A 25766-nucleotide genomic window follows, 5' to 3' on the forward strand; every position below is an offset into this window, starting at 1 on the left:
CTTGTATGATCCGCAGAATCTCCCGTGAGGTGTATTGTATGGCAAAACGCAAGATCTCTCTTATCGGGCTGGTCGTTGTGATGATATGTGTTCTGGTATTCGCACCTGTTGTCACCGCCGGCATCTATTTTATCCATACCGTATCCGGTCAGCTGCAGCATACCGCCAGTGAGACGGTTTCCATGTATCTGAACGAATTCACCGACCGCACCGACCGCATGATGGAGACCCTGCGGGATGGTGTGTACTACCTGACCTCGGACAGCGCCGCCCAGCAGATGATGAGCAGCAGCGAGCCGCTCACCCAGATCCAGATTCTCCGGCTGGAGCAGAATTTCAGCCGCGCATTCTCGCTCGGCGATTCGCTCAACCCCGATGTGGTCAGCGCCATCTACCTGATCAAAAACGACCAATATGTACCGGTCTACGGCGGCAACTACTATTTGAATACCTCGTGGCGCGTCCGGCAGATGTACCAGACGCACGAGGACTGCAACTCCGCACGCACGCTGTACACGCACTACACCATCGTTGGATACGCATATATGATCGTCGATTTTGTTGACCTCAACACCATGCAGCCGCTTGGCAAAATCATCGTCGAACTGAACATCGACAAGCTGCTCTCCACGCTGTCGCTGAACCAGCTTTACCCTTCCACTGTCGTCATTTTCAGCGGTGATCAGGGCAAACGCATCAGCTCTCTGCAGACCGACCTGTTCCGCGAGAACGAGGATATGAACAAGTGGTATCATGCGTCCAGCTCACTCCGAAAAAGCCGTGAGCGCGTGGATATCTATATTCCAAACGCCGAAATTCTCGCCGGTGTGCGCCAGAGTACGCGTGTGTATTTTCTCGTCTGTGCTGCCATCCTGATCCTGGCCCTGCTGCTGGCCGCCACCTGTCTCATCCTGCTGCTGCGTCCTCTGCGGCAGATGCTGCACACCATCGGCAGTATCGGCAGCGGTGATTTTTCCGTGCGCATGGATGAAACGCCCTACACCGAAACGACCGCTATCTCGCATGCCTTCAACGACATGGCCGACCGGCTGGACACCCTGTTTCAGGAGGTCTATCAGCGCGGTCTGCTGCTGCGTGACGCAGAGATTCATCAGCTGGAGAGCCAGATTCAGCCTCACTTCATCTTTAATATTCTTGAACTGATCAATGTCCGCTGCATGGTAGCCGGTCAGCCAGCCATCTGCACCACGGTGCAGAATCTGGCACAGCTGCTGCGGGCAAGCGTTGTTAACCACGGCAAGCAGATTATCACCCTGCAGGAGGAACTGGATTCTGTAAAATACTATCTCGCCCTGCAAAAGGAACGTTTTGAGGAAAAGCTGCAGTACACCGTCGATGTGGAGGACGACAAGCTGCTCGGCTGCTACCTGCCTAAGCTGACCATTCAGCCTCTGGTAGAAAACAGTATCGTACACGGACTCGAGCCTAAGCGTCACGGCGGCTGGGTGCGCGTCAGCATCTGGGAGGAGGAGGACGCCGTGTACATCCGCGTGCACGATGACGGCGTAGGCTTTGACCCGTCCGCCATCCCCCAGCCCGGCAGCGATGACAAGCACCACACACATGTTGCACTGCACAACATCGAGCGCCGTTTTCAGCTGCTGTACGGCGAGCCCTACGGCATGTCGATCAAATCCGAACCCGGACACGGCACGAGCATCGTGCTGACGCTCCCCATCATCACTGCACCGCCCGAAAAGGAGAAAGACCTATGCTGAAAGTTATGATCGTTGACAATGAATCCGCCATCCGCAAGGGTCTGGTACACTGCATCCACTGGGGGGAGCTCGGCTGTGAGATTGCCGCACAGGCAGATGACGGCATGATGGCGCTCGAGCAGATTCCGGTCATTCAGCCGAATATCGTTATCAGCGATATCCGCATGCCCGGAATGGACGGTCTTGAACTTGCCGAGATCATCGCCCGTGACCATCCCGGCATCAAAGTCATCATTTTGACCGGCTATCCGGATTTTGCCTACGCGCAGCGTGCCATCCAGTATCATGTGGTTGATTTTGTACTCAAGCCGATGACGGTAGAGAACCTGACCAATGCCATCGAAAAAGCCAAGGCCGCCATAGCGGAAGACCGCAGCAGTCAGGACCTGCAGGAGAAGCTCTCCACGACCTCGGCGCGCAACATGGAGCTGCAGCAGAGCATGCTGCTGCATGACCTCATCCACCGTGTTGCATGCTCGCAGCTGTATGTGCTCAACCGCCTGGCTCAGCTGAAAATGGACCTGCACAGCTATTTTGTACTCAAGCTGTATATTACCTCGCTGTCCGAGGAAACGCTGACCGATGAAGAATACAACGAGTATCTCAACCAGTCGCAGGAGATTCTGTCCGACTGTCTATCCTCCTACCAGCATTACTACATTGCCCGCGGCACGCAGGACTGCTTTGTGGTCATCTGTGCCGCCGGTGAAGCGCCCATTACCGCATTATGCAGGGAAGCGGTGAATATTGTCGGCAGTTTGGCGCATTTTCTGCTGTTTATCGGCATTTCTAACTGCAATGACAATCCCATCAATCTTGCCGATGCCGCCGATGAAGCCGCGCAGGCGGTGCGCTTCACCGTCTTCACGCCCGACCATCCGGTGACGCACTTCGCTGAGCTCAGCTCGTTCCCGCAGCAGCTGACCGACGAAATCTTTGAAATGCTCTCTGCCCTTAAATCTGCGATGGAGCTGCGTAATCCCGCCGACACAGAGCAGCTGCTCGACTGCATTTTTGCCTATGCGGACAGCAGCAAGCTGCCGCCGGATACCGTGCGCAATATCTGCGTATATATTCACCAGTTCGGCATGGAGCTGCAGTTTCCCGGAATAGCCGGACATTCGCTCGAGGGCGGCAGCATTTCCTCGCTCAAGCGCATTATGGAGACCAACTCCATCGCTGAGATGGAATCCTGCACCCGCGCACTCGTGCAGCAAACGCAGGACATGGCGCAGAGCAGCGCCGCCAGCGCAGACCATATCGTTTCCTCGGTACAGGCCTATATCAGCGCACACTACGGCGAGCAGCTTTCGCTCGACCAGCTCGCCCAGCAGTTCTATCTCAGCTCAAGCTATCTCTCGCGCCTGTTTAAGCGCGAGACCGGCACAACGCTGACGACTTATCTGCAGAACGTGCGCATCGAAGCCGCAAAAAATCTGCTGCGCACTACGGCACTCAAAAGCTATGAAGTTGCCGAGCGGGTCGGCATTAACGATCCTGTGTATTTCTCACGCATATTTAAGAAGATCACCGGTCTCAAACCGAAGGATTACCGCCACAGCGTCCAGAACGAATCATCTGTATAAACGAAAAGAAGCGAAAAACGCTCCGGCACGCATCCCATCGGAACCTTTCCGCAATTCTCAAAATTGTCTGCACAAGCAAATCGGTTGCATTTTCCGCACCTTTACTATATAATATAGTTAAATATTTTTAATTATCAGCAAAATTCATGGCAATACCGCATAATCGAACAAGAGCGGTCTGCGAGCAAATTCTGCATCCGTATCCGTCGCGGTACTGCCCTATATAAAGGTAATCAGGAAAATGAATACAACCTGGGAAACACACAAATTTGAGCACTACATATTCAGCCTTTTGCTGGCAGTGGAAGTCATTATGTCCTTTACATTTTTAGGATATATGCACATTCCGCCGATTTCTATTACCACAGCGTATATCCCTATCGTCATTATCGCCTGCCTGTTTGGTCCGGCTGAGGCTTCCCTCGCGGGACTGCTGTTCGGTCTTGGCAGTCTGTATAAGGCTTCCGCGACCTATGTCATGCCTGCAGACGCGGTCTTTTCTCCGTTCCGGAGTGATTTTCCCATTGGAAGCATACTGCTGAGTGTCGGCACGCGCGTGCTGTTCGGTTTTCTGCTCGGCTGTCTGTTTCAGCTGGCACGCAAAAGCAAACGAAAGAATCTGTGCAAGCTGCTCATCACAATCGCGGCGCCTAAGCTGCACGCGCTTCTTGTCTATACTGCGATGGGGTTGCTTTTTCCCTCTCTCGGTTTTAACATTTTATCAATATTTATACTTAAAAAAAGCGACCTCATCATCCTGTCGTTCTGTGCTGCGGTCGTTCTGGCGATTGACAAGCTGTATCACAGTCCCTTTATCCAGACCTATAAAAACGCGGTCAATGAATACGAAAACACCCCGTACTGGTCTCCGAAGATTGGTTTCGTGCTGGGGGGCGTAAGTACGTTTATCTTCTGTATGGCGGTCCTCTCGACTGTCTACTTCTCCAACCGTATGTACTACATGCTCGGGCAGCACGGCGTAGATGTCACACAGCACATTCATCGGGATATTCTCCACCTGCAGGTACAGTTTTTGACTGCCATGCTGGCGCTCAACTTCATTCTGCTCATCCTCATCCTGATGGTCTACCGCTACATGAAATTTCGTGAGTACACCGGCGAGCTGGACTTCCTGACCGGCATTATGGGCCGCAAGCTGTTCCTGCACACCTGTCTCCGCAGCCAGAAGTCCCACGCTGGAGCAGCCGGCTGGTTTCTGGTCTGTGATCTGGATTATTTCAAGCACATCAACGACAAATACGGCCATTCTGTCGGTGATGAGGTCCTCAAGCAGTTTGCCGAGCATTTACAGCACACCTTTCGTTTCTGCGGCTCTGTCGGCCGTATCGGCGGTGACGAGTTTGCCGTAATGCTCGATATAGATCTGTCGCAGGACCAACTGGAGCATCTGCTGACGCAGTTCCTGCGCGATATTTCCGGTATTCTCGAACAGGTCACGGTCAGTTGCAGCATCGGCGCGTACCGCTTTGTTTTCCCGCAGGAGATCAAGCACCTGCTCACCGAAACCGACCGCGTGCTCTATCAGGCCAAGGAGAACGGCCGAGCGTGCTTCGTGATTGAGGATTCGACTGAAAAGTAAATTGCAAAAGCCCGCACAGCGTAAAGCAACTGTGCGGGCTTTTGTGTCTGTCGAAACACTAACGTTTTCCGAGCAGCCTTTCGATCGAATTTCGAAGAAAAGCCGCGCCTTGCAGGCACATTTTTCTTCCCTTGTGTATCTCGGAATTTATGAATTTGCTCCGCAAATTCTATTTTATGCGTGCTGCCGCACGAAGTACAAGAGTCGAAATGCTGCTTTTTAACAGACTAAAACGGAGTGCAAACGCACTCCGTTTTACTTTCCATTTTAGAACGGCTGGCTGTAACTCCAGGTACCGATGCCGAGCGGCGAGAACGCAAGGTAAACCGCTGCAACACAAATGAGAATCAGTGCGGTAGCGACCCATCGATATTTCCACGGAGTAAGATCGACAGCGCCGATGTCCTTCTGTACCCATGCCTCCGGATGCTTTGTCTTGTTTCGCTGATTGAAAATGAACATAATCAGCAGCTCAACCGGCAGCAGAACGAATACAGCATACAGATAATGGAACTTGCTGTTGAGGAACAGCAGGAACGAGCCGTAGCAGACCACATGCAGCGCCAGAATGACCTTTGCGCTGTATTTCGGCAGGTGCTTGAAGAAGAAGCCGCCGAATACGGCCGTCAGAACCGGCAGTGCAATCAGCATTACGAGGGAATCCAGGAAGGTCTTGAGACCTGCCGGGAAGAAGTAGATCAGCGGACCAACGATGGTGGTCAGCACCGCGAAGATGATGCCGACATTCTTGCCGATCTTGACCAGTTTTTCCTCGGAAGCGTCCTTGTCGATGAATTCCTTGTAGATATCCATGGTAAACATGGTATCTACTGAGTTCAGCACCGAATTGAACGAGGACAGGATCGCGCCGAGCATGACGGCTGCGAAGAAGCCCATCAGCGGAGCCGGAACAACCTGCGAAACCAGCTGCGGGTACGCTTCGTCCATCATGGATACCTGATCGCCCTGCAGCTCAAACAGCGCATACGCGATAACGCCCGGCAGCGCAAGGTACATAAAACCAATAATTTTCAGAAACGCGCAGTAGAGTGCGCCCTTCTGTGCTTCCTTGAGGTTCTTTGCAGCAAGTACACGCTGAATAAACGACTGGTGCGTACACCAGGACTGCAGACCGAGGAAGAACAGACCGGTAAATACGGTCGGCCACGGAACCGCAGGCGGCAGAGAATCCGCCGGAGCAATAGAGTTGAGCATGTCCGAATGGTTTTCGATCAGGAAACGCATACCGTCGATAACCGACAGACCGTCACCGCCTGCCGTTTTGCCGAGCACGCTCAGTGCGAAGAACGGGATCATGAAGCCGCCGATCAGCAGGCCGATGCCGTTTACCGTATCCGATACAGCAACAGCTTTCAGTCCGCCGAAGATAGCGTAAATCGAGCCGATGACACTGATGATGATACACAGAATGATGACTGCCTGAAACTTGGTTACGCCCAGAATGCCGGATACGTTGAAGATATTCTCAAATACCAGCGAACCGGAGTACAGGATAACCGGAATCTGTACCACAATGTACAGCAGAATATACGCGATGGAGAACCACAGCTTCGTGCTGCGGTCATAGCGCAGACCGATCAGCTCCGGAATGGTGGTAATGCCGCTTTTCAGATAACGCGGCGCCGCAAACAGCGCCAGCACGATACAGCATGGAGCCGCTACGATCTCGAACGCCATCGGGCTCATACCCACACTCCATGTCTGACCGTTTGTGCCGACCAGCTGCTCTGCCGACAGGTTGGTCAGCAGCAGCGAACCTGCGATAACAAAGCCCGGCAGTCCGCGTCCGGCCAGAAAATAGCCGTCTGCGGTGCTCTGGTCATCGCCCTTTGTTTTTACATACGAAATAACTGCAACAAGTATCGTGAAACCGATAAACGTCGCCATAGTCCAAACCATTGGAATCCCCTCTTTCACGCGGTCCCTCAACCGCTTCAATTTCCCATATTTGTAATTTAATTCTCAAAAATGCGTATAGTTAGGGCGGACGCATGTGTCGAACTCTGCGTCCGCCCTGTCTATAAACTGTTTATGCTGTCAAATGTGTGTTTGAATTACTCCCACAGACCCTTGGACTTCATGTCGGAGACGTACTCGTCGATATTGGAGGAGTCGATAACCTTGGAGCCAGAGTCGATGAAGGATTCAACAGAGCCACCCTCAAGTACGGTAACTGCTGCTTCAACAGCCTTGTAGCCCATGTCGTAGCCCATCTGAGCGATGTCGATGGTCAGAGAGCCGTCCATAACAGCCTCGATGGCAGACTGGTTGCCGTCAAAACCGCACAGAACGGTATCTGCGTAATTGGTGTTGCCGGAATCCTTGATAACCTTTGCATCTGCAAGCGCCATGTCATCCGCGATGGACAGAACTGCGTCTACGCCGTTCGGGTACTTCTGGATAACCGCCTCCATAGCGGCTGCTGCCTTGTCCGGCATGGTGTCGGTGTACTGCACTTCGAGCACCTGACCGCCTGCGGCTTCGATCGCATCGCGGTAGCCGCGCAGTCGTGCTTCATGGGTCTCGTCGCCCTGTACGCCTGCAATGATAACCGCCGTCGGCTTGTCCTTGCCGAGTGCCTTGCAGGCCTCAGCAACCGCCTTGCCGCCGTTCAGCGCTGCGTCCTCGTTGCCGGTGCCAACGAAGCATGCCTTCTTATCCGAGGTGAAGTCGGTATCGAGTGCTACGACCGGCTTGGTCGCGGTATCTACCAGCGTTGCGGTAGAGGTGGACTGCTGCGGAGCGATAACAACGGCGTCAATGCCCGGGTTGCCGAGTGCAGTCTCGATCATGTTGACCTGCTCATCATACGAGGTAGCCGAGGTCGGAGACTGGATTTCGACGTTTACATTGTCGTGCTCGCTGCCGTAAGCGCGCGCACCGGCAATAACCTTGTTGAAGTGACCGTCCGTATGCTTTACGATAACGGTTACGTTGTAGGCATCATCGGAAGCGGTGGAGCCGCTGTCACCCGTGCTGCCAGTCGATGCGGACGAACCGCAGCCTGCCAGCATGCCGGCACACAGAGCACTCGCTAACGTCATTGCTAAAAGCTTCTTTTTCATGGTTCAAACACTGCCCTTTCTCTTCTTCTCATATTGATTTTCTTTCTTCTCTATGGGGGTGGTGCTGGAATTGCGAAAATGCTGTGGACTTAAGGCAGCACCGCACAATTAAAGCGGCGGCTCCTTGTGCAGGCTCCGGTCGCACTGCCGCGGTGCTTTGCGGAAATTTTGTGTCCTAACTTTGGCTTCGGTTCCTTGCGCGAGTTCCGTCCGCGCTGCCGAAGTTTCACGGTAATACATCGAGTATTACCGCAAAACTGTGCCTCGTCAGTACGCAAAATTTACTCGCAAATCACTCTTGTTCAATTATGCGGTATTGCCTTAATGAAAAATCTTTTACGGTATCACCGGACAATTCGGCAAGAGCAATTGTTCGGTGATGCCGCACCAATTACTGGCTGATGGTCTGGCGCAGTGCGTCGATAGAGGTGTTGACACCGGCATCAACGGTCATGGTCAGGTCCTCCATCTCGAGCGAAACGTCGCCGTCGTAGCCCATCATGTGGCATACAGAGAAGAATTCCTTCCACCACTGCAGGTCCTTGCCGCAGCCGACTGCGACATAGTTCCAAACGCGGTCAGAGGACTCGGTAACAGGGCGAGGCTCGAGCAGACCGTCGGTGTCTGCCAGACCACGCTCGATACGGGCATCCTTACCGTGAACGTGGAAGATGCAGCCCTTGAGTGCGCGAGCCGCCGCGATCGGGTCAGCACCAAGAACCATCATGTGGGACGGGTCGAGATTGATGCCGAGCATCGGGTCGGTAGCCTCGCGCAGCTTGAGCAGGGTCGTAGCAGACCAAACCATGGTGCCCGGGAACTCCTCAATAGCGATGTGCTCGATGCCGCACTTCTTGCAGTGTGCGATGAACTCGTTCCAGAACTCGATCGTTACCTTCCACTGGTACTCATACGCCGGAGCCATGAAATCCGGCCACGAAACGGTAGAGGTGATCCAGTTCGGGGTGGTGTCGGTTTCGTTGCCGGCCGGCAGTCCTGCCATGGCAACGATCTTCTTAACGCCCAGCAGACCTGCCAGCGTAGCGCAGTCGTACATGGACTTCTTGTATTCCTCACCGGTCTTGCTCGGCCAAAGCGGGTTGCAGGACGTGTTCAGAGCAGAAATACGCATGCCGCGCTTCTCGAGCTCGCCCATGAATTCCTTGCGCTTGCCTTCGTCCGCAAGCAGCTCCGCGGTGTTGCAGTGCTTGCGCGCACCCCAGCCGCCTGCGGTCATCTCAACCGCGTCGATACCGAGGGACTTTACCTTATCGAGCATATCCGTGTAGGACAGATCAGCAAAAACATCAGTGCAAATTGCGAGTTTCATATAAAAAACCTCACTTTTCTTCTTTTTTGTTGTAGTAGAAATCGTTGGAGCGATTTTTAGAGAGAGAATTTCAAGAGTATGTTATATAGGAGGGAATTTTTAAGCACCTTAAAAGGTTGCCGCTGCCCGCCTTACGGAAGGCAGCGGTACAGAGAAAAGAAATGAGAGAGTGTCTTAGTTTAGATGGAAATCGGGAGAATTACTTGAAATCTACCCATACGCCGCCCTTGTCAGCGGACTCTACGCACTTGGTTACCCAGCGGATGCCGTCGATGCCGTGCTCCAGATCCGGGTAAACCAGATTCTTGAGGGTCTCCTCGTCGCCGCGGTTCTTTGCATCCATTGCGATAGCGAAACGGGTATACAGGTTGCTCCAGGACTCGATCAGGCCGGTGTAGTGCAGAGCACCCAGGCGCTCGTACTCGAGAGCTTCCGGATTCAGGTAATCCATTGCACGAACCAGAGTCTGACGCGGCTGACCCTGTACTTCGTAGTACAGCTCATCCGGATGCATATCGTTCCACTCGAGGGAAGCCTTGGTGCCGACAATGCGGATGTGCTGGCTGCTCATGTCACCTGCGTTAACTGCGGATGCCCACATACGGCCAACTGCGCCGTTCTCGTAACGCATCAGGACGTAAGCATTGTCCTCCAGCGGTGCGCGGGACTTGATGAAGCTCTGGCGGTCGCACAGCAGCTGCTTCAGCTTCAGCTGCGGGCAGATCAGCTCGGACATGTAGAAGGTGTGGGTGGACAGGTCGCCAAGTACGAAAGACGGGCCGGACTTTGCCGGATCAACACGCCACTTCTGACCCTCAGCCTGCTTATCGCCGGTCGGGTCGCAAGCGAAGCCATGTGCGTAGCGGAGGTCTACCATAGTAACCTCACCGATGTCACCGTTCAGGACCATGGAACGCATCTGGCTCAGCAGGTCGAAACCGGAGAAGCCGTAGGTTACGCAAACGATCTTGCCCTTTTCCTCAGCCAGCTTCTTGATCTCCTCGCCTTCCTCAACCTTGAAGAACAGCGGCTTCTCGCAGATTACATGCAGGCCGGCTTCCAGAGCTGCCTTGCAGACCTCAAAGTGCTGGAAGTTCGGGGTTGCGATGTCAACAGCCTCGATGCCGTCCTCGCGCTTTGCTTCCTCAGCGAACATGGTCTTGTAATCCGGATAGAGGCGTTCCTCATCCATGTTCAGGTTCTTGCCAAAGTCTACGCAGCGGGCGAAGTCCAGGTCGAACGCTGCAGCCTTGAGTACGAACGAGGTGTTGTCTCGCATAGCGCCCAGACGATGCTTGTAACCAACGCCGGAAGTACGGCCGCCGCCTACGATACCCCAGCGGAACGGACGAGCAATTTTCTTTTCACCGATAAACATAATGTTTTCCTTCTTTCTTTGATTTGCAAAAAAGTGTTTGATTCTGTTTTTGTACTGCTAATTTTGATGTTTTGTGAAATACATACAACAAATTCGATTTATCTTTGTTTATTGTATCCATTCCCTAACTTCTGGCCTAAGTATAAAATATTTTATGGATATATTCAATAAGCGTTTCTGCTGCAAAGTTCATCAATCCTGCTTTCTGTGAAAAAACACAGAAAACCAGTTCATCAATCCTGCTATTTCGTTCATGGATTCTATGAATGCAAAATAAGGAAGGAGAAGAGTCTATGCAAAGTGTTGATCCCGGCATCCGAAGTGAGTCGGTTTGTTTTCCGTTTACGCCGTCGCAGACCGCGAGAGAGCTGCTGTTCTACCCGACATGGTGCGGTCACTACTACTGCACCGCCAACTATTTTATGAAGCGCGACAGTTATCCGCCGCTGCTCATCGCCTACATCCGCAAGGGACGCTTCCGCGTGGAGTACCGCGGTGAGTTCAATGTCGCCGAGGCCGGTGACATACTGCTGCTCGACTGCATTGAGCCGCACTACTACCACGCCGAGGACGGACTGGAGTTCGTGTACATGCACTTTGAAGGCTCGAACGCGCGTGAGCTGTGCCGCCGCATCACCGACCGGCACGGCTGGCTCATCCGCCGCGATAACAACACGCTGATCGGCAATCTGCTGTACGACATGGTGCGCTTTTACGATGAGAACGGTGTAGAGACCGACATGCAGCGCTCGGCACGCATCTACCGCATGTTTGACCTGCTGCTCTCACCGAGTGCCGCCGAGCAGTCAGCGGATACGCCGGTCGAGCAGGCCATCCAGTACATCCGCTCGCATATCGGTCAGCCGATTTCCGTGGAGGATCTGGCGTCCACCGTGTGCCTGAGTGCGTCCTATTTCGCGCATATGTTCAAGCGCCGCACCGGCTTCTCCCCTGCCGATTATGTCATCAACTCGCGCATTGAGCGTGCGAAGGTTCTGCTCGTGCGCACGCAGAAGCCGATTGCGGAAATCGCTGAGGAGGTCGGCTACTCGACCAGCGGCAGTCTGATCAACCTGTTCGTTAAGAAGGTCGGTACGTCACCGCGGCAGTACCGTATCCAGCATATGTCCAAAGCGATTGATGCGGTATGCAAAACCGATGTGCCGTTCATAGATACAGATGTGCCGGAGCTGTAACCGTGCAAATATGCAAAAAGACGCACATCGCAAGATGTGCGTCTGAGGCTGTCGAAAAACTATCGTTTTTCGAGCAGCCTCTCGATCGAAACCACGCTTTCGATCGAATGCTGAAGAAAAACCGCGTCCTCCGGACACATTTTTTTTCCCTTGTATAAAAACCGAGGTACATGCCCCCGGTTTTTATGAATTTGCTGCGCAAATTCTATTTTATGCGTGCTGTCGCACGAAGCACAAAATAGAAATCTAACTTTTTCGACAAGCTGAGACGCACATCGCAAGATGTGCGTCTCAGTCTGTCAAAATGTCATATTCCTGCAATTTATACAATTCGCGCGCCAGTGCACGTTAAAAGGTTTACGGTCTGTTAAGACAACACCGCATAATGAGAACCACAGCTTCTTGCGCAGACTCCGGTCGCGCTGCTGCGACGCTTTGCTGAAATTCTGCGCCCTGACTTTGCTGCGCTTCCATGGTAATACCTCAAGTATTACCGCAGAACCAAGCCTCGTCAGCACGCAAAACCTGCTCGCAAGTCGCCTTTTGTCTCATTATGCGGTGTTGCCTGAAAGGATGAAATGCAATAGATTTGTTCTGTTTTACAGTTCCTCGACCGACACGATGCCTTTACGCTCGCCGACCAGTGTCATCAGACGGTTTACCGTGCAGCTGCGCGGCAGGCGCAGCGTGAAGATCGCACAGGCATTGTGCTCACCGTTTTCCGCCGCACGGGTGATCTGGATATTCAGCACCTTGACATCACATCTGCGGTACAGCTGCAGCACATCGTCCAGACACGTTTTATCCTCATATTCCATATACACATTGATCTCGGGAACGTGCTCCAGCACACGATACTCCAGCCGCGAGAACACCTGCTCTGCCAGCATGATAAAGCCGGTGGCCAGAATACCGCCCTCATAAAAGCCGCCGCCAAACGCCAGACCGATGATAGCCGAGGTCCACAGTCCGGCCGCCGTTGTCAGTCCCTTCACATTCTGCCGCTTGGTGACGATGATCGTACCGGCACCGATGAAGCCGATTCCGGCAACAACCTGCGCGCCCAGACGCGCCATATCAGTGAAATAATGCATATTCAGATACAGATACTGACTGGTCAGCGTGGTGATCGCTGCACCGATGCAGATGAGAATATGGGTGCGGAAGCCTGCCGGACGACGCTTGTACGAGCGCTCGATGCCGATGATGCCGCCGCAGATAAATGCACAGGCGAGACGCACAAATACGGAGAGCGTGGTAACGCTGCGCAGACCGTCAAAAACAGATAACATATTGCTTCCCTCCCGTTACAGCTCTTCGATCACACACAGACAATCCAGCCCGGCCAGTTCGGACAGCAGCTGCGTATGCGGTATTTTTTCATTCAGACGAATCGAAAAGATCGAGCTTGGATGCAGCTGCTCACCGCTCCGGTTGCGCTCGATGTCGATGTCGTAGATCTGCACATTCTGCGCTTTCAGCTGATTGATGATCGTGCTGACATCGTCCATTGAGTTAAACTCCAGATACAGATTGATATCGCGCGCGTTTTCCTGAATGTATGCATCCACGATCGGGAACAGGCGGATGCTCAGAAAGATCATAGCAAACGCGATCAGTACGCACTCATAAAATCCCGCGCCGACCGCAAGGCCGGTACACGCCGAAGCCCACAATCCGGCGGCGGTAGTCAGTCCCTTGACCTGCTGACGGCCGGTGACCAGAATCGTGCCTGCGCCGAGAAAGCCGATGCCATTGATGACCTGTGCGCCGAAACGGGAAACGTCGGTTTTTATGCCGATCTCTGCGCAAATATCCGACCACGGCCCTGTCACCATGGTAAATTCGTACAGGCTGAGCAGCACGGTCAGCGTTGCACCCAGACACACCAGCATATATGTACGGAAGCCCGCCGGACGGCGTTTTCGTTCCCGCTCCAGACCGATGCAGCCGCCGAGCAGCATAGCCAGAGCGAGCCGCAGCACGACCGATGCAAAGTGAAATTCGCGAAGATATGCAATCGTTTCTGTCATGTTCTGCTCCTCCTCATTTCCTGCGGAAACCGTTTACGCACACGTTTGCGCTGATGGTCGTTTTACACCCTGCGCTCCTTGGTATATATACAGTATAACACCGAATCAGGCAAATTTTCATCCCTCACATTGTAAGAAGTATTTTGTTTATTTTTGTGTAATTTGTACATTCGCAAACGTTTGTGTATTTAATTATCACAATATTATTATATATTAAGTTCTAAATATCCGCATTTGTGAAAATTTTTATCTCGATGCACCCTCTCCGAACTGTTCTTTCCCTTCCGCAGAGCGTAAATACCCCCATTCTGCACAGATTGTGCAGGACGGGGGTATTCGTTCCGTATCGCACGAACTGCGCCTGCGCGCAGCACAAGGCACTTCCGCCTTACATGGTCCCTTCCTCCTCCATTGCACTGAGCAGCGGCGTTACCATCTGCTTCTTGCGGCTGACTACACCCGGCAGCACGACCGAATGCTCCCCGCATTCCTTGCGGAACGCGGTATGCACCAGATTCTTTGCACCCCGGCCGACATAAAGCAGTTCGGTCTTTTCCTCGATGATATTGGTCAGCATGACAAACTGCATGGACAGTCCGCTCGTCTTGAGATAGTCCTCCATATAGCCCAGCATTTTATCCCGGATGCCGTTCAGCTCATTCTCGCTGACACTCGTGAGCTGCGAAATGGCGATTTTTTTATTCTGTACCTGAAAGTACTTGAAATCCATGTGGAACAGCTCATCCATTGAACGGTCGCGCAGGCGCGAGCTGGAGCGGAACATCTCCGTTGCATACTCTCTGATGTCCAGACCTGCGATCTGCGCCAGCTCCTCTGCAGCGGCGCGGTCGAGCGGCGTACAGGTCGGAGAACGGAACATCAGTGTATCCGACAGAATCGCAGAGCACAGCAGACCCGCGATTTTCGGTTCGATCGGCACATTATGCTCATGATACATTCCTGTGATAATGGTCGCGGTACAGCCGAGCGGCTGATTGCGGAAATAGATCGGCCCGCTCGTTTCAACCGAATCAATGCGGTGATGATCGATGATCTCAATGATATTGGTCGAACGAATACCATCTGCCGCCTGATCCCGCTCGTTGTGATCGACCAGAATGACCGACGGACGCTCCAGATCCAGCAGATTGCGCTGAGAAAACATTCCGATATACCGTCCCTGCTCATCCAGCAGCGGATAGTAGCGCATACGCTTTTTGGATACTGCGCGCTTTACATCCTCTACCACATCATCGGGTTCAAAGGTGATCAGTCCCCTGCGGCGCATGACATGGCGCACCGGCACAGCCTGACTGACCACCTTGGCGCAGCTGTATGTCGTCAGCGGCGTTGCGATGATGGATACCTGATTTTCACTTGCCAGCTTGCGGATAGTACGCGAGACTTTCGCGCCGAGTCCGATAATAATGCAGCCCGCGTTCATCTCAATGGCGCAGAGCTGACTCTCATAGCGATTGCCGAGAATGACCATGTCACGCGGCCCGATATAATCCTCCAGAACATCCGGATTGGCTGCCGCAACCACCACGCTGCCCTGCTCGAACCGCTTTTCGATATCACCGACAATCAGCGTACCATCCAGTACATCCACCAGGTTGCGATAGCTTGTTCCGGCCTCCGCCAGTGCGTTCGCGTCCTTATCCTCCATATAGAAGCGCGCGATATCACTCAGCGTCAGCAGTCCCTTAAGATGACGCTCCTCATCGACAACGGCCAGCGTCTGAATATCATTTTCGTTCATGTAATTCCATGCGCGGTGCAGCGACATCTCCTCATCAATACCGGGGATCCTGCGGTACTGCACATCGCTCAGACACGGCTCAAACGACTTGATATAACGCGGCGCTTTTACGCCGAAGCGCTCCAGGACAAATTTGGTCTCTGTATTGACATGGCCTGCCCGGCAGGGGATATATGGTTCTCCGGTCAGCCTGTGCTTAAGCTCTGCATAACAGATCGCAGAGCAGATCGAATCTGTATCCGGATTACGATGTCCGATAACAAAAACCGGGTTCATACTGTACCGACTCCTTTGTCTGAGAAATGACCGCGGGAACTGCTGTGGTTTTCCCAACGGTGTATGATTGCGGGTAAAAGGAAACAGCAGCACCGACCATGCCACTGATTCGGGTGCTGCTGTTCCCCTCGGGAAGAAATAGGACAATACCGCATAATACTGCAAGCAAATTTTTCTGCACGGACGAGGCGTGATCTTACAGCAATACCTGATGTATTAACATAAAAGCACAGCAAGGTCAGGGCACAAAATTTCCGCCAAGCGCCGCGGCAGCGCGACCGGAGCCTGCACAAGAAGCCGCGGCAGCGCGACCGGAGCCTGCGCAAGAAGCCGCTGCTCTAATTATGCGGTGTTGCCTTAGATATGGTCATTATGATTTTCCATGCGAATCATGCCGGAAACACCTGCCAGCTCCTGACGGAATGCGTTCTGCGCGGACTCATATCCGTTCGGTGGAAAGCTTGCACGGAAGCTGATGATATAGGTGTTATGCGGAGTTCTGCTGAAGGACAGATCAAGCAGCTTCGCGAAATGCCGTTCTGCCAGATGCGACAGTTCCACCATGATGTCGCCCATATGGTCACATTCGATCTGCAGATCCAGTTCCGAGCGGCTTCTGGTGCGGATTTTATCCTGAATCCCGTCAAACGCCACCAGTGTTACAAAGGCAATCACCGTACCGACCGCCGTGAGCACATAGTATCCCATGCCGACCGACAGACCGAGACAGGCAACGACCCAGACACTGGCCGCCGTTGTCAGTCCGCGAACGGTAAATCCCTCACGCAGGATCGCACCGGCACCCAGAAAACCGATGCCGTTGATGACCTGTGCACCCAGTCGCGCCGGGTCAGAGGGCGTTGTCCCAAATACTGCGATCGTCTGCTCATACAGGATGCAGCTTGTCACCATGACCACACACGAGCCGAGTGCTACCAGAATATGTGTGCGGATTCCCGCCGGATGCGAGGTCCGTGCGCGCTGCGCGCCGACGGCAAACCCGACGATCACTGCACCCAGCAGCCGCAGCACGATATCCACCACTGTAATTTTCCCCATTTTCGTTTCCCTCCTGTCTAAAATATTTGACCGCACCCTGCAATGGCAGGGTACGGTCAGAAAAAGAGAGAGAGATTGTTACGGTTACGTTCTTTTTCTTATTGCATCGTCAAGCGCTCTGCTCGATTTCGCTCCTCCAGATAATCCACCAGCTCCGGCAATTCCCGAATGATATGATCCGGCTGGTAAGCAGCATCTACACCGGCATCCTTCTGCGCCGACAGGAACGACTGGATCTGGATCGCGGCACCAAAATGCATTCGCTTTGCACCGATGATATCACGCGAGATCGTATCTCCCACATAGGCACATTCCTCCGGCTTCGCCTGCATCTGGCGCAGCGAGATCTGGAAAATAGACGGATGCGGTTTCCGGTATCCGGTCACGCTGGACAGGGTAACATCTTCAAAATAATCGCGGATTCCGTACTGCTCCAGCACATCGAACACCGAATAAAGCGATGCCGTGTTGGAGATGACGCCCAGATGATACCCGCGTTTTTTCAGCTCCTCCAGAGTCTCCTTGACCTTCGGACGAAGCTCGCGGTGATAATAGGTCACTTCCCACATGCCGGCCAGCCGTTCCGCTACCTCCTGCAGCCTTTCACGGTTCAGATTGAAGTCCGCCATATAATACTCCGGCCAGATTTCCTCCGGTTTTTTCTCCAGTTCGTTGGATTCGCTCCATTGTTTGTAGGTACGGATACCGCTGTTCAGCTTGTTCCAGAAGGTAATGTCATTGCAGCCTGTACCCAAATCATGTTCATTGAGGAACGTCCGCAACTCCCCGGTAACCGAGTGAATCGTCTGATCATTATACCAGATATCCTCGAGCGTTCCTCCCATATCAAATAATATAGTGTTAATCACGTTTACTCCTCCTTCTGCGGCAGTGCAAGGGAGGCACGAACCACATTGTGATCGCTCAGCTCCGGCTGTGTATACCGGGCCAGCGCACTGTCCTGCGCAGCAAAGCCGCAGTCTGCCGTCAGTGTAGAAATCACACTGCTGCAGTGCACGGTAAAGCCGCGCGGCAGCAACCAATCCAGCTTCATATGCAGGCAGCCGCCCTCCGGCAGCGGTTTGCGCCGTGTGCAGTCCGCACCGCCCGAAGCCGCCCGCCATGCATAGCCTGCTGCGGTGCAGTCCTGCAGAAGCGGTTCATACAGGTCGATCATTTCGATCGCCGCAGCCAATTCCTCCGGCTCGTCACACAGATGACGAATCACCGCCTTATCGCGTCCGTCAAAGGTATTGGTATTGAGATCGCCGCCCAGCACAACGGGAATCCCCGGAAATACACGCTCAACCTCCTGCAGTACAGCTTTCATCTGCTGCAGGCGTCCCGCGCCGCTCGTCCGGTTTTCCAGATGGATGGATACCGCGCCGACCTCCTGTCCCTGCACATCAAGCTTTGCAAAAACCGCATTGCGGCCGCCGATGCGCTTCTGTCGGTCATAATACCAGTTATACTGCTCCGGCAGACGGAGCACCTCTGCCCACAGGATCGGCCAACGCGAAAAGATTGCATTGCCGTGAAACCCGTGTGCAGCGTCCTTCAGCTCGACAAACTCCAGCCCGAACACATACTGCATTCCCAGCGCACGGGCGATCTCTGCGGCAGTATCCCGCTCGCCCGACCGGGCACAGCCGCTATCCAGCTCATTGGCCAGGATCAGGTCATACGGCCGCAGCGCCGGGCATTCCCGGAGAAAATCTACTGTTTCGGCAAGACATATGCCCCGCTCCATGTTGAACACCAGCGGATTCAGTTCTTTCTTCTGCGGCACCGCACCCGCAAACCGGGTCACGATCTCCGCCTCAAAAAACTGAGGAATATCCCGCATCACCGCATCCTGCGATTCCTGCTCCAATCGTGCCGCAGATTGCAGCACGCACTCTTTTGTCAGTTTTTCCATACTGCTCCCCTTTACAGGCGGCGCGGCATCGGTTTTTTGTACAGCTTGAAATATAGCGTCCACGATACCGCGTTGCCGACAAGGATCGGCATCAAGGTATACAGGAAGGTCACATACAGCATCATATTCCGGGCAGCAGGCTCCAGCTGGAACGCTGCGACCACGCACATGATCGTGATAACCGGCAGGCTCGCAAAGCTGTAAGGCACGATCCGCTTATCCGGCAGCAGAAACAGGATGCAGCAGACCGCAGTACCCACCACAGAGATCAGACCGCAGTGGATCCAGTTCTCTGCCATGCCTCCGCCGAGAGGCAGATTGTCATGCAGTACGCCGGTCAGCAGTGCATACATACCGCCGAATACCAGGCAGAACAGCAGATCCACGAAAAAGCAGGTAACTGCCATCGGACTCTTGCGCTTGCCTTCCTTGGTTACGAATAAAGCCATTCTGTATGCTCCTTCCGCTTTTACTATCCGCGGCAGGCTTTTCAGTCTGCCGCGTCCGTATAGTTTTCTCTTTTGATTACGTCTTAGCCGAGCAGCGTCCAGAAGTCACGAACCGGATTGATGTTCTCATAGATATCGGTAACGTTGAAATCAGAAACGTGCAGCTCGCTGTACGGGGTGGAACCCTCAGCCGGTTCGATATCATCGCGTACCGGCCAGCCGCCCAGCGTATTGAAGTACTTGTAGCCGGATACATCACCGTCTGCGCCGCCCATCATGAAGCGGACCAGCAGCTTGGCAGCATTCGGATGCTCGCACTCGCCGACAACGTACAGGGTGTTGATCTGCGGGATACCAGTGGTCGGCTCGAGGTTTACCGGAGCGAGGCACCAGTTGTTATCCTCGTTCTTACGCAGCTTGGAGGAAGCGCAGAAGCCAATCGGCGGATTGGTCTGACCCTTGGTACCTACAGCTTCCGCGATCTCGTCAGAAGAAGAGGTGAAGATGGGTTCGTTGTCATGCAGACGCTTGAGGAACTCATAGCCTGCGTTCTCGCAGCCGTCGGACAGCGTCAGCTCTTTACCGTACAGCTCCTTGTAGGAAGCAGCCAGCTCATCCGGAACATCGCCTACGCAGAAACCGGTGATCCAGGAGCCCCATGCCAGATTATCCAGCGGGTTCTGCATCATGACACGGCCCTTCCAGTCCGGCTCGGTCAGCTGCCAGATATTCGTCACCGGAGAACCGTCCGGATAAGCTTCACTGTTGTAGAACAGCTGCGTCAGCTCGACATACATCGGGGTCTGCGTCTTGGTGTACTTTTCATCAATGTGCGACAGGATATCTGCCGGCTTGTAGTTATAGAACTTGCGCGGCAGAATATACTCGTTGTACAGCGTACCGTCCTGATCCTTGATATGCACCACATCGGCAACGTGCTGACCGGCATCATACTCACGGGTAACCTTTTCCAGCAGCTCGTTGGTGGAAATATCGAACGGCTCTACTTCAACGCCGGGATACTTCTCCATAAAGGCATTGGCGACCTTGGTGATACGGGAGGAAATCGAATAGATGGTTACCTTGCCCTCTTCCTTCGCCTTCTCGTACAGTTCCTCATCGGTCTCATCCGTGTTGAAGATACCGGAGGACTCTTCCCACTCGCTCAGCTGGAGCGTGCCCGCTGCCGCTGCCTCATTCGGATCCTGTGCAGCATCGCTGCCCGGATCCGTCGTCGCTCCGCCTCCGCCGCACGCGGTCAGCGAGAACATCATCGTTGCTGCCAGAATACCTGCTAAAGTGCGCTTGTGCTGTAACATTTGTTTTTCCTCCTTCAGTTTCCTCTCTTCGTTTCTTGTGAAAGTGTGCATTGATGGTATGGTGCTTATTCAACCGAATACTTGATGAGGTTTTCGGTTTTCTTATCAAATACGTTGATCTTGGTGGTGTCGATCGACAGATAGACCACCTGATCCGGGTTGTAATGCGTAATGCCGAGTGCCTTGATGACCATGCTCACGCCGCCGACCTTGACGGTGACCAGAGTCTCGGAGCCGGCAGGCATCGAGGTGTAGATATGCGCTTCGATGTCGGACGGGGACTGACGCGAGGTGTTGATGGTAACCTGCTCCGGACGAATGCCGAGCACTGCATCGAACGATGCTTCCCGCGGCATATTCTCGTCCTTGAGATGATCGGTCGGGAATGTCATCCGGCCCAGCACGCTGTTTACTGTCAGACCGGAAGCGGAAACCTCTGCCTTGCCGTCAACAAAGTTGATGCGCGGGTTGCCGATGAAGTCCGCAACGTACAGGTTTGCGGGGTTGTTGTACAGCTCCAGCGGAGGTGCCACCTGAATGATGATGCCTTCGCGGAAAATCGCGATCTTGGTGGACATGGTCAGCGCCTCGACCTGATCGTGGGTAACGTAGATCATCGTCGTGCCGGTTTCGGTGTGCAGACGCTTAAGCTCGCTGCGCATATCCACGCGGAGCTTTGCATCCAGGTTGGACAGCGGCTCATCCATCAGCAGCAGATGCGGCTCGGAAGCGATAGCGCGGGCGATTGCAACACGCTGCTGCTGGCCGCCGGACAGCTCGGACGGGTAACGGTCTACATACTGGCCGATCTGCATTCTCCCAAGGGCATCCTTGATGCGGCGATCTACCTCATCCTTGGGCAGCTTCTGGATATTCAGACCGAACGCGATGTTCTCGCGCACCGTCATATGCGGCCACAATGCGTAGGACTGGAATACCAGGTTAAGGTCACGTTCGCTCGGAGGCGCGAAATGAGCCTCCGCAGCGTTGACGATTTCCTTGCCGTCCATGTGAATGGTGCCGTTCTGCGGCTTCTCCAAGCCGGATACTACACGCAGTGTGGTGGTTTTGCCGCAGCCGGACGGGCCGAGCAGCGTCATAAAGTCACCGTCTTCAATCGTGAGGTTTACATCCTTCAGAATGTGGTTCTTACCGTAGAATTTATCAATATGCTTCAGTTCAATTTTGCTCATTTTCCAAACTCCTTTTTTCCGGTTATACCATGCGGATCAACCGCCCATGCTCTTCGCCAGATCTGCGTCGCCAAAGATATTCGCCAGTGCGTATACCAGGAATACGATGGAGAACATGACGATTGCCACGCAGTCAGAAGCCTGCGGAGAGTTACTGTTCTGATACTGGAATGCCAAATACGGCAGCGTGGAGGTTTTCGGGGTCATCAGCAGGATGATCAGATCGAGTTCCTTCATAATGGAAACGAAGATCAGCATGAAGCCCGAAATGAAGCCGCCCTTGGAAAGCGGGAATACAATGCGAATAAAGCGCTTGAAGAAGCCTGCGCCTGCAATCTCGGCTGCTTCCTCCAGCTCGCCGCCGATCTGCAGCATATTGGAGGTGCCGGCGCGGGAAGCGAACGGCAGATGCTTGACGACCGAGGTAATGGTCAGCAGGGCGAACGTGCCGTACAGGGACGGAACCAGCGTTACACCGAACAGCTGCTGCGGACGGGAGAACATCGACAGGAAGATACCGCCGAATGCGATGGACGGGATCAGATACGGAATAAATACCAGCTGCTCTACGACCTTGCCGTGCAGCTTGCCGCGGCCCTTGGCGCAGATATAACCGATGATCTGGCCGAAGATGGTGCCGAATACACCGTTTACAAACGTCAGCTTGAGGGAATTGATCAGCGAATTGATAAAGTTAGCATTCTTGAAGATACCCGGCTGACCTTCCATTACCGTTGCGATCGGATCGCCGATCCAGTAGTGCAGCGTCAGGTTGGACAGCGAGTAGTCGCCCTGCCGGAGCATAAAGGACTCGAGGATCAGCAGTGCGATCGGCATGATGATGCCGAAAACAAAGAACAGGAACAGTACAGCCGTGATCAGCAGCTTATGCTTGCCCAGACGGATCGGGGTGGAACGGCCGCCCTTGCCGCCGATGGTGGCGTAGGACTTGCGCGAGCCGATCAGCTTCTGGTTGACGAATACCGAGATCGAAGCGATGCAGATCATGATGAGTGCCATGGCAAACGCGGTCTGGGTATTCTGGGACTTGCTGTTCATGTACAGCTGGCTGGACAGGGTCACGAAATTAACCTTGGAGCCCAAGTAGTTGATAACGCCGAAGGTGCCGATCGCCTTGGAGAAGGTCAGGATAACGGCGGAAAGCATAGCCGGCAGTACCAGCGGGAAGGTGATCTTGCGGAGAATGGTCGCCTTGCCTGCGCCCTGGATCTCGCCCATCTCCTCCAGCTCGGAGTTGATGGAGTTCAGTGCTGCGGAAACCAGCAGATACGCATATGCGTAATAATGAAGCGAAAGCACGGTGATAATCGCGACCGGGCCGTATGCCAGCCAGTCGGGAACATTGATGCCGAGACTCATCAGGAAGCCTGGCGAACCGCCGATGCGTTCGGTCTTGAACATGGTCAGCCATGCCTGCGATTTACACCAGCTCGGGATCATATAAGGAATGATAACTGCCAGCGAGAAGAACGGCTTGAAGGGAAGATCCGTGCGGACCATCAGCCATGCAAGAACCGATCCGATCAGGATGGCGAAGAACGATACGCAGACACCGATCAGCAGCGAATTGAACAGCGGCTGGAGCAGCATCTGCTTGGTCAGTGCGCTGCCGAGCAGGCGCTGCCAGTAATACAGTGTGAACGATCCCGCTGTGCCGCCCGCCAGTCGTGCATCCTTCTGTGCCAGCGTAAACGAGGTCGAAATCATATCCAGCAGAGGAAGAACGATCAAGTAGGTCAGCAGCACAATCGCGATCAGCACGATCAGGTTATATGGGTTGGTGACAACCGCCTTGATCTGGTTCTTTAACCTTCTGGATTTGGAGTAGTTCTGATCTTTTGGTTTCATTTCAGTTTTGCCCCTCCTTCAAATTCCGATTGTATTGTTCCACCGCGGTCACCACTTCGGGCAGCGAGCCGATCTTGACATCCGGCTCATACCCCATGCCGCGGTACTTTTCGTCTTTGTGATAAATGCGAGGGTTATCGATCTGAATCATCAGCGGCCATCCGGCGTTTCGCACACCGCGCACATCGCGGGAGATGGTATCTCCGACGTAGGCCGCCTGTTCTTTCCCGATTCTCATTTCGTTCAGCGCGATCTCGAAAATCTCCGGCCGCGGCTTGCGGATACCGCAGACGCTGCTCATCGTAATCGTTTCAAAATACTGCGCTATGCCGTGTTCCTCCAGAATGCGCGGTACGAAGGTCGTGCTCATAATGTTGGAGATTACACCCAGCCGATACCCGCGCTGCCTGAGAGCCTCCAGCGTTTCCTTCAGCCCCTCACGTTTGACGATGTGCTTGCGGTATCGGTCGAACATGTAGCAGAGCTCCTCGCCCAGTCCCGCAAGTTTTTCTGCCGGAATGTCAAAGTCCTTCAGGAAGAACTTCTGCCAGATCACATCCGGCGGCAGCTCGATCAGTTCCTGTTCGGTATAGGCCTTGTATGCTTTGGCGCCTGCATTGATGTGCTCCAGAAGCTGCTCCGGCGTTTCTGCTGTGTAAATATGATTCATATGAAGGAAGCACCACAGTCGGCGGATATAATCGCGGTCACTCTCCGGGGTAGCGTCCTGTGTATGTACGGTTCCTCCAATATCGAAGAAAACAGCTTGTATCATAACAACTCCTCTCTCTTCCCTTTTTTCTTTACTCCTGCATTTTCATTTGCATCACGTTTTACGCAAACGTTTTCATTTCCTGATTCAACCGTACCACTATCTCCCGGCTATGTCAATAAAAAATCACATTCTCCTATCAAAGTTTTATGATATTCACAATTTACATCCAGGTGTTTTCGTTAATTATGCACAGTTGCTTTTCTCTCCATATTCCCGTATACTGTAATCAACGCAAACGTTTCCGTAGAAATGAGAAAGAAGGATTCGTATGAAATATGATCTTATGCTGATCGGACCCGCCACGCGGGACATCAATATCGACTATACCGGTCAAGAAGTCCGCGAAATCGGCGGCGCTGTATTCTTCTGTGCATACGCTGCCGCAGCCGCTTCCGCAAACCTTTTCGCTTCAGTCAAGATCCATCCGGACGATACCGATGTACTGGATGCATTTCATCTGGACAGCGACCATATCGCCGTGCTGCCCGCCCAATGCACCACCCTGATGCAGAACACCTACTTCACCGCCGACCGCGAACGCCGCAAGGCCGAATGCCTGGCACAGTCGGATGCCATCACTCCCGATCAGATCCCCGATGTGGACTGCGGCCTGTATCATCTGGCCGGTCTGCTGTACGGCGATTTCCCCAACGAGCTGATCCCCGCGCTTTCCAAAAAAGGCAAGGTATCCGCAGATATTCAGGGATTTCTCCGGCACAACGAAAACGGCCTGATGAACTTCCACGACTGGAAAGACAAGCTGACCTATCTCCCCTATTTTGATTTTCTCAAAACCGATGCGGCGGAAGCCGAGATCCTCACCGGTCTGACCGACCGCCGCGCTGCTGCCAAGCAGCTTTATGAATGGGGCGCAAAGGAGATCCTGATCTCGCACAACAGCGAAATGCTGGTCTATGACGGCAAGGACTATTATACCTGCCCGGTCAAGGCACGCAATCTGTCCGGCCGTACCGGACGCGGTGATACCACCTTCGGTGCTTATCTTGCCAAGCGCATGATGGGCGTTTCCATCCCGGATGCGCTGCTGTTCGCTACCGCAGCCGTTTCGCTCAAAATGGAAACCCCCGGTCCGCTGCAGGGTCCCGAACAGGCTGTCCTCGACTATATCAAGGAATTTTACGCCTGAGTCCATCCGGAACCGCTTCGACACCCGGAACATATCTGATATTTTTCCCGC

Annotated in this window: 20 protein-coding genes; 5 read left to right on the forward strand and 15 right to left on the reverse strand. The window is 53.7% G+C overall.

The window, feature by feature from the left end:
- Positions 1-38 precede the first annotated feature (38 nt).
- The 3 genes from PGS25_RS06395 (at position 39) to PGS25_RS06405 (ending at position 4925) form a co-directional block, all read left to right on the forward strand.
- Positions 39-1739 carry a sensor histidine kinase gene (locus PGS25_RS06395; RefSeq protein ID WP_270418034.1) on the forward strand — a complete coding sequence of 567 codons (1701 nt, stop codon included), beginning with the start codon at positions 39-41 and terminating at the stop codon, positions 1737-1739.
- Positions 1733-3325: a response regulator gene (locus tag PGS25_RS06400; RefSeq protein ID WP_270418035.1), complete on the forward strand. Its 1593-nt coding sequence runs from the start codon at positions 1733-1735 to the stop codon at positions 3323-3325. The genes PGS25_RS06395 and PGS25_RS06400 overlap by 7 nt, the downstream gene beginning before the upstream one ends.
- A 241-nt stretch (positions 3326-3566) precedes the next feature.
- Positions 3567-4925: an ECF transporter S component gene (locus PGS25_RS06405; protein ID WP_270418036.1), complete on the forward strand. Its 1359-nt coding sequence runs from the start codon at positions 3567-3569 to the stop codon at positions 4923-4925.
- A 267-nt stretch (positions 4926-5192) separates the two neighbouring features.
- Here the strand turns inward: PGS25_RS06405 and PGS25_RS06410 are convergent, their stop codons facing one another.
- From PGS25_RS06410 to PGS25_RS06425, 4 genes are all read right to left on the reverse strand, one after another.
- The gene (locus PGS25_RS06410; RefSeq protein WP_270418037.1) at positions 5193-6845 is read right to left on the reverse strand and encodes a solute:sodium symporter family transporter; all 1653 of its coding nucleotides are present in this window, start codon (positions 6843-6845) and stop codon (positions 5193-5195) included.
- A gap of 155 nt (positions 6846-7000) precedes the next feature.
- Positions 7001-8011, reverse strand: a complete 1011-nt coding sequence (locus PGS25_RS06415) for a sugar ABC transporter substrate-binding protein (RefSeq protein ID WP_270418038.1) — start codon at positions 8009-8011, stop codon at positions 7001-7003.
- Between the two features lie 391 nt (positions 8012-8402).
- Positions 8403-9341, reverse strand: coding sequence for a sugar phosphate isomerase/epimerase family protein (locus PGS25_RS06420; protein WP_270418039.1), 939 nt, complete (start codon positions 9339-9341; stop codon positions 8403-8405).
- A 199-nt stretch (positions 9342-9540) separates the two neighbouring features.
- Positions 9541-10719, reverse strand: coding sequence for a Gfo/Idh/MocA family protein (locus tag PGS25_RS06425; protein ID WP_117751205.1), 1179 nt, complete (start codon positions 10717-10719; stop codon positions 9541-9543).
- A 293-nt stretch (positions 10720-11012) separates the two neighbouring features.
- Between PGS25_RS06425 and PGS25_RS06430 the strand changes: the two genes are divergently transcribed.
- A complete protein-coding gene (locus PGS25_RS06430) occupies positions 11013-11915 on the forward strand; it encodes an AraC family transcriptional regulator (RefSeq protein ID WP_117489571.1) in 903 nt (300 codons plus the stop codon).
- Between the two features lie 599 nt (positions 11916-12514).
- Here the strand turns inward: PGS25_RS06430 and PGS25_RS06435 are convergent.
- The 11 genes from PGS25_RS06435 to PGS25_RS06485 form a co-directional block, all read right to left on the reverse strand.
- Entirely contained in the window at positions 12515-13207 is a 693-nt protein-coding gene (locus PGS25_RS06435; protein WP_117489569.1) for an MgtC/SapB family protein, read from the reverse strand.
- Positions 13208-13222: 15 nt separating this feature from the next.
- Entirely contained in the window at positions 13223-13948 is a 726-nt protein-coding gene (locus PGS25_RS06440) for an MgtC/SapB family protein (protein WP_117554962.1), read from the reverse strand.
- A gap of 388 nt (positions 13949-14336) precedes the next feature.
- Positions 14337-15986 carry a putative manganese-dependent inorganic diphosphatase gene (locus PGS25_RS06445; RefSeq protein ID WP_270418040.1) on the reverse strand — a complete coding sequence of 550 codons (1650 nt, stop codon included), beginning with the start codon at positions 15984-15986 and terminating at the stop codon, positions 14337-14339.
- A gap of 357 nt (positions 15987-16343) precedes the next feature.
- Positions 16344-17045: an MgtC/SapB family protein gene (locus tag PGS25_RS06450; RefSeq protein ID WP_118761361.1), complete on the reverse strand. Its 702-nt coding sequence runs from the start codon at positions 17043-17045 to the stop codon at positions 16344-16346.
- A 98-nt stretch (positions 17046-17143) separates the two neighbouring features.
- A complete protein-coding gene (locus tag PGS25_RS06455) occupies positions 17144-17914 on the reverse strand; it encodes an HAD family hydrolase (protein ID WP_270418041.1) in 771 nt (256 codons plus the stop codon).
- Positions 17915-17916: 2 nt separating this feature from the next.
- Complete coding sequence (locus tag PGS25_RS06460) at positions 17917-18963, reverse strand: endonuclease/exonuclease/phosphatase family protein (RefSeq protein WP_158574633.1); 1047 nt, start codon at positions 18961-18963, stop codon at positions 17917-17919.
- 11 nt (positions 18964-18974) lie between these two features.
- Complete coding sequence (locus PGS25_RS06465; RefSeq protein WP_118360253.1) at positions 18975-19412, reverse strand: hypothetical protein; 438 nt, start codon at positions 19410-19412, stop codon at positions 18975-18977.
- 83 nt (positions 19413-19495) lie between these two features.
- Positions 19496-20731, reverse strand: a complete 1236-nt coding sequence (locus PGS25_RS06470; RefSeq protein WP_117751211.1) for an ABC transporter substrate-binding protein — start codon at positions 20729-20731, stop codon at positions 19496-19498.
- Between the two features lie 65 nt (positions 20732-20796).
- Positions 20797-21924: an ABC transporter ATP-binding protein gene (locus PGS25_RS06475; RefSeq protein ID WP_270418042.1), complete on the reverse strand. Its 1128-nt coding sequence runs from the start codon at positions 21922-21924 to the stop codon at positions 20797-20799.
- Positions 21925-21960: 36 nt separating this feature from the next.
- Positions 21961-23793: an ABC transporter permease gene (locus tag PGS25_RS06480; protein ID WP_118729043.1), complete on the reverse strand. Its 1833-nt coding sequence runs from the start codon at positions 23791-23793 to the stop codon at positions 21961-21963.
- A 1-nt stretch (position 23794) separates the two neighbouring features.
- Positions 23795-24568: an HAD family hydrolase gene (locus PGS25_RS06485; RefSeq protein WP_118284896.1), complete on the reverse strand. Its 774-nt coding sequence runs from the start codon at positions 24566-24568 to the stop codon at positions 23795-23797.
- A 268-nt stretch (positions 24569-24836) separates the two neighbouring features.
- On the opposite strand from PGS25_RS06485, the gene PGS25_RS06490 reads away from it, so the two are divergent.
- The gene (locus PGS25_RS06490; protein WP_192924436.1) at positions 24837-25715 is read left to right on the forward strand and encodes a PfkB family carbohydrate kinase; all 879 of its coding nucleotides are present in this window, start codon (positions 24837-24839) and stop codon (positions 25713-25715) included.
- Positions 25716-25766 lie beyond the last annotated feature (51 nt).

The sequence above is a fragment of the Butyricicoccus sp. AM78-15b2TA genome, from assembly GCF_027665985.1.
GTDB lineage: Bacteria > Bacillota > Clostridia > Oscillospirales > Butyricicoccaceae > Agathobaculum > Agathobaculum butyriciproducens.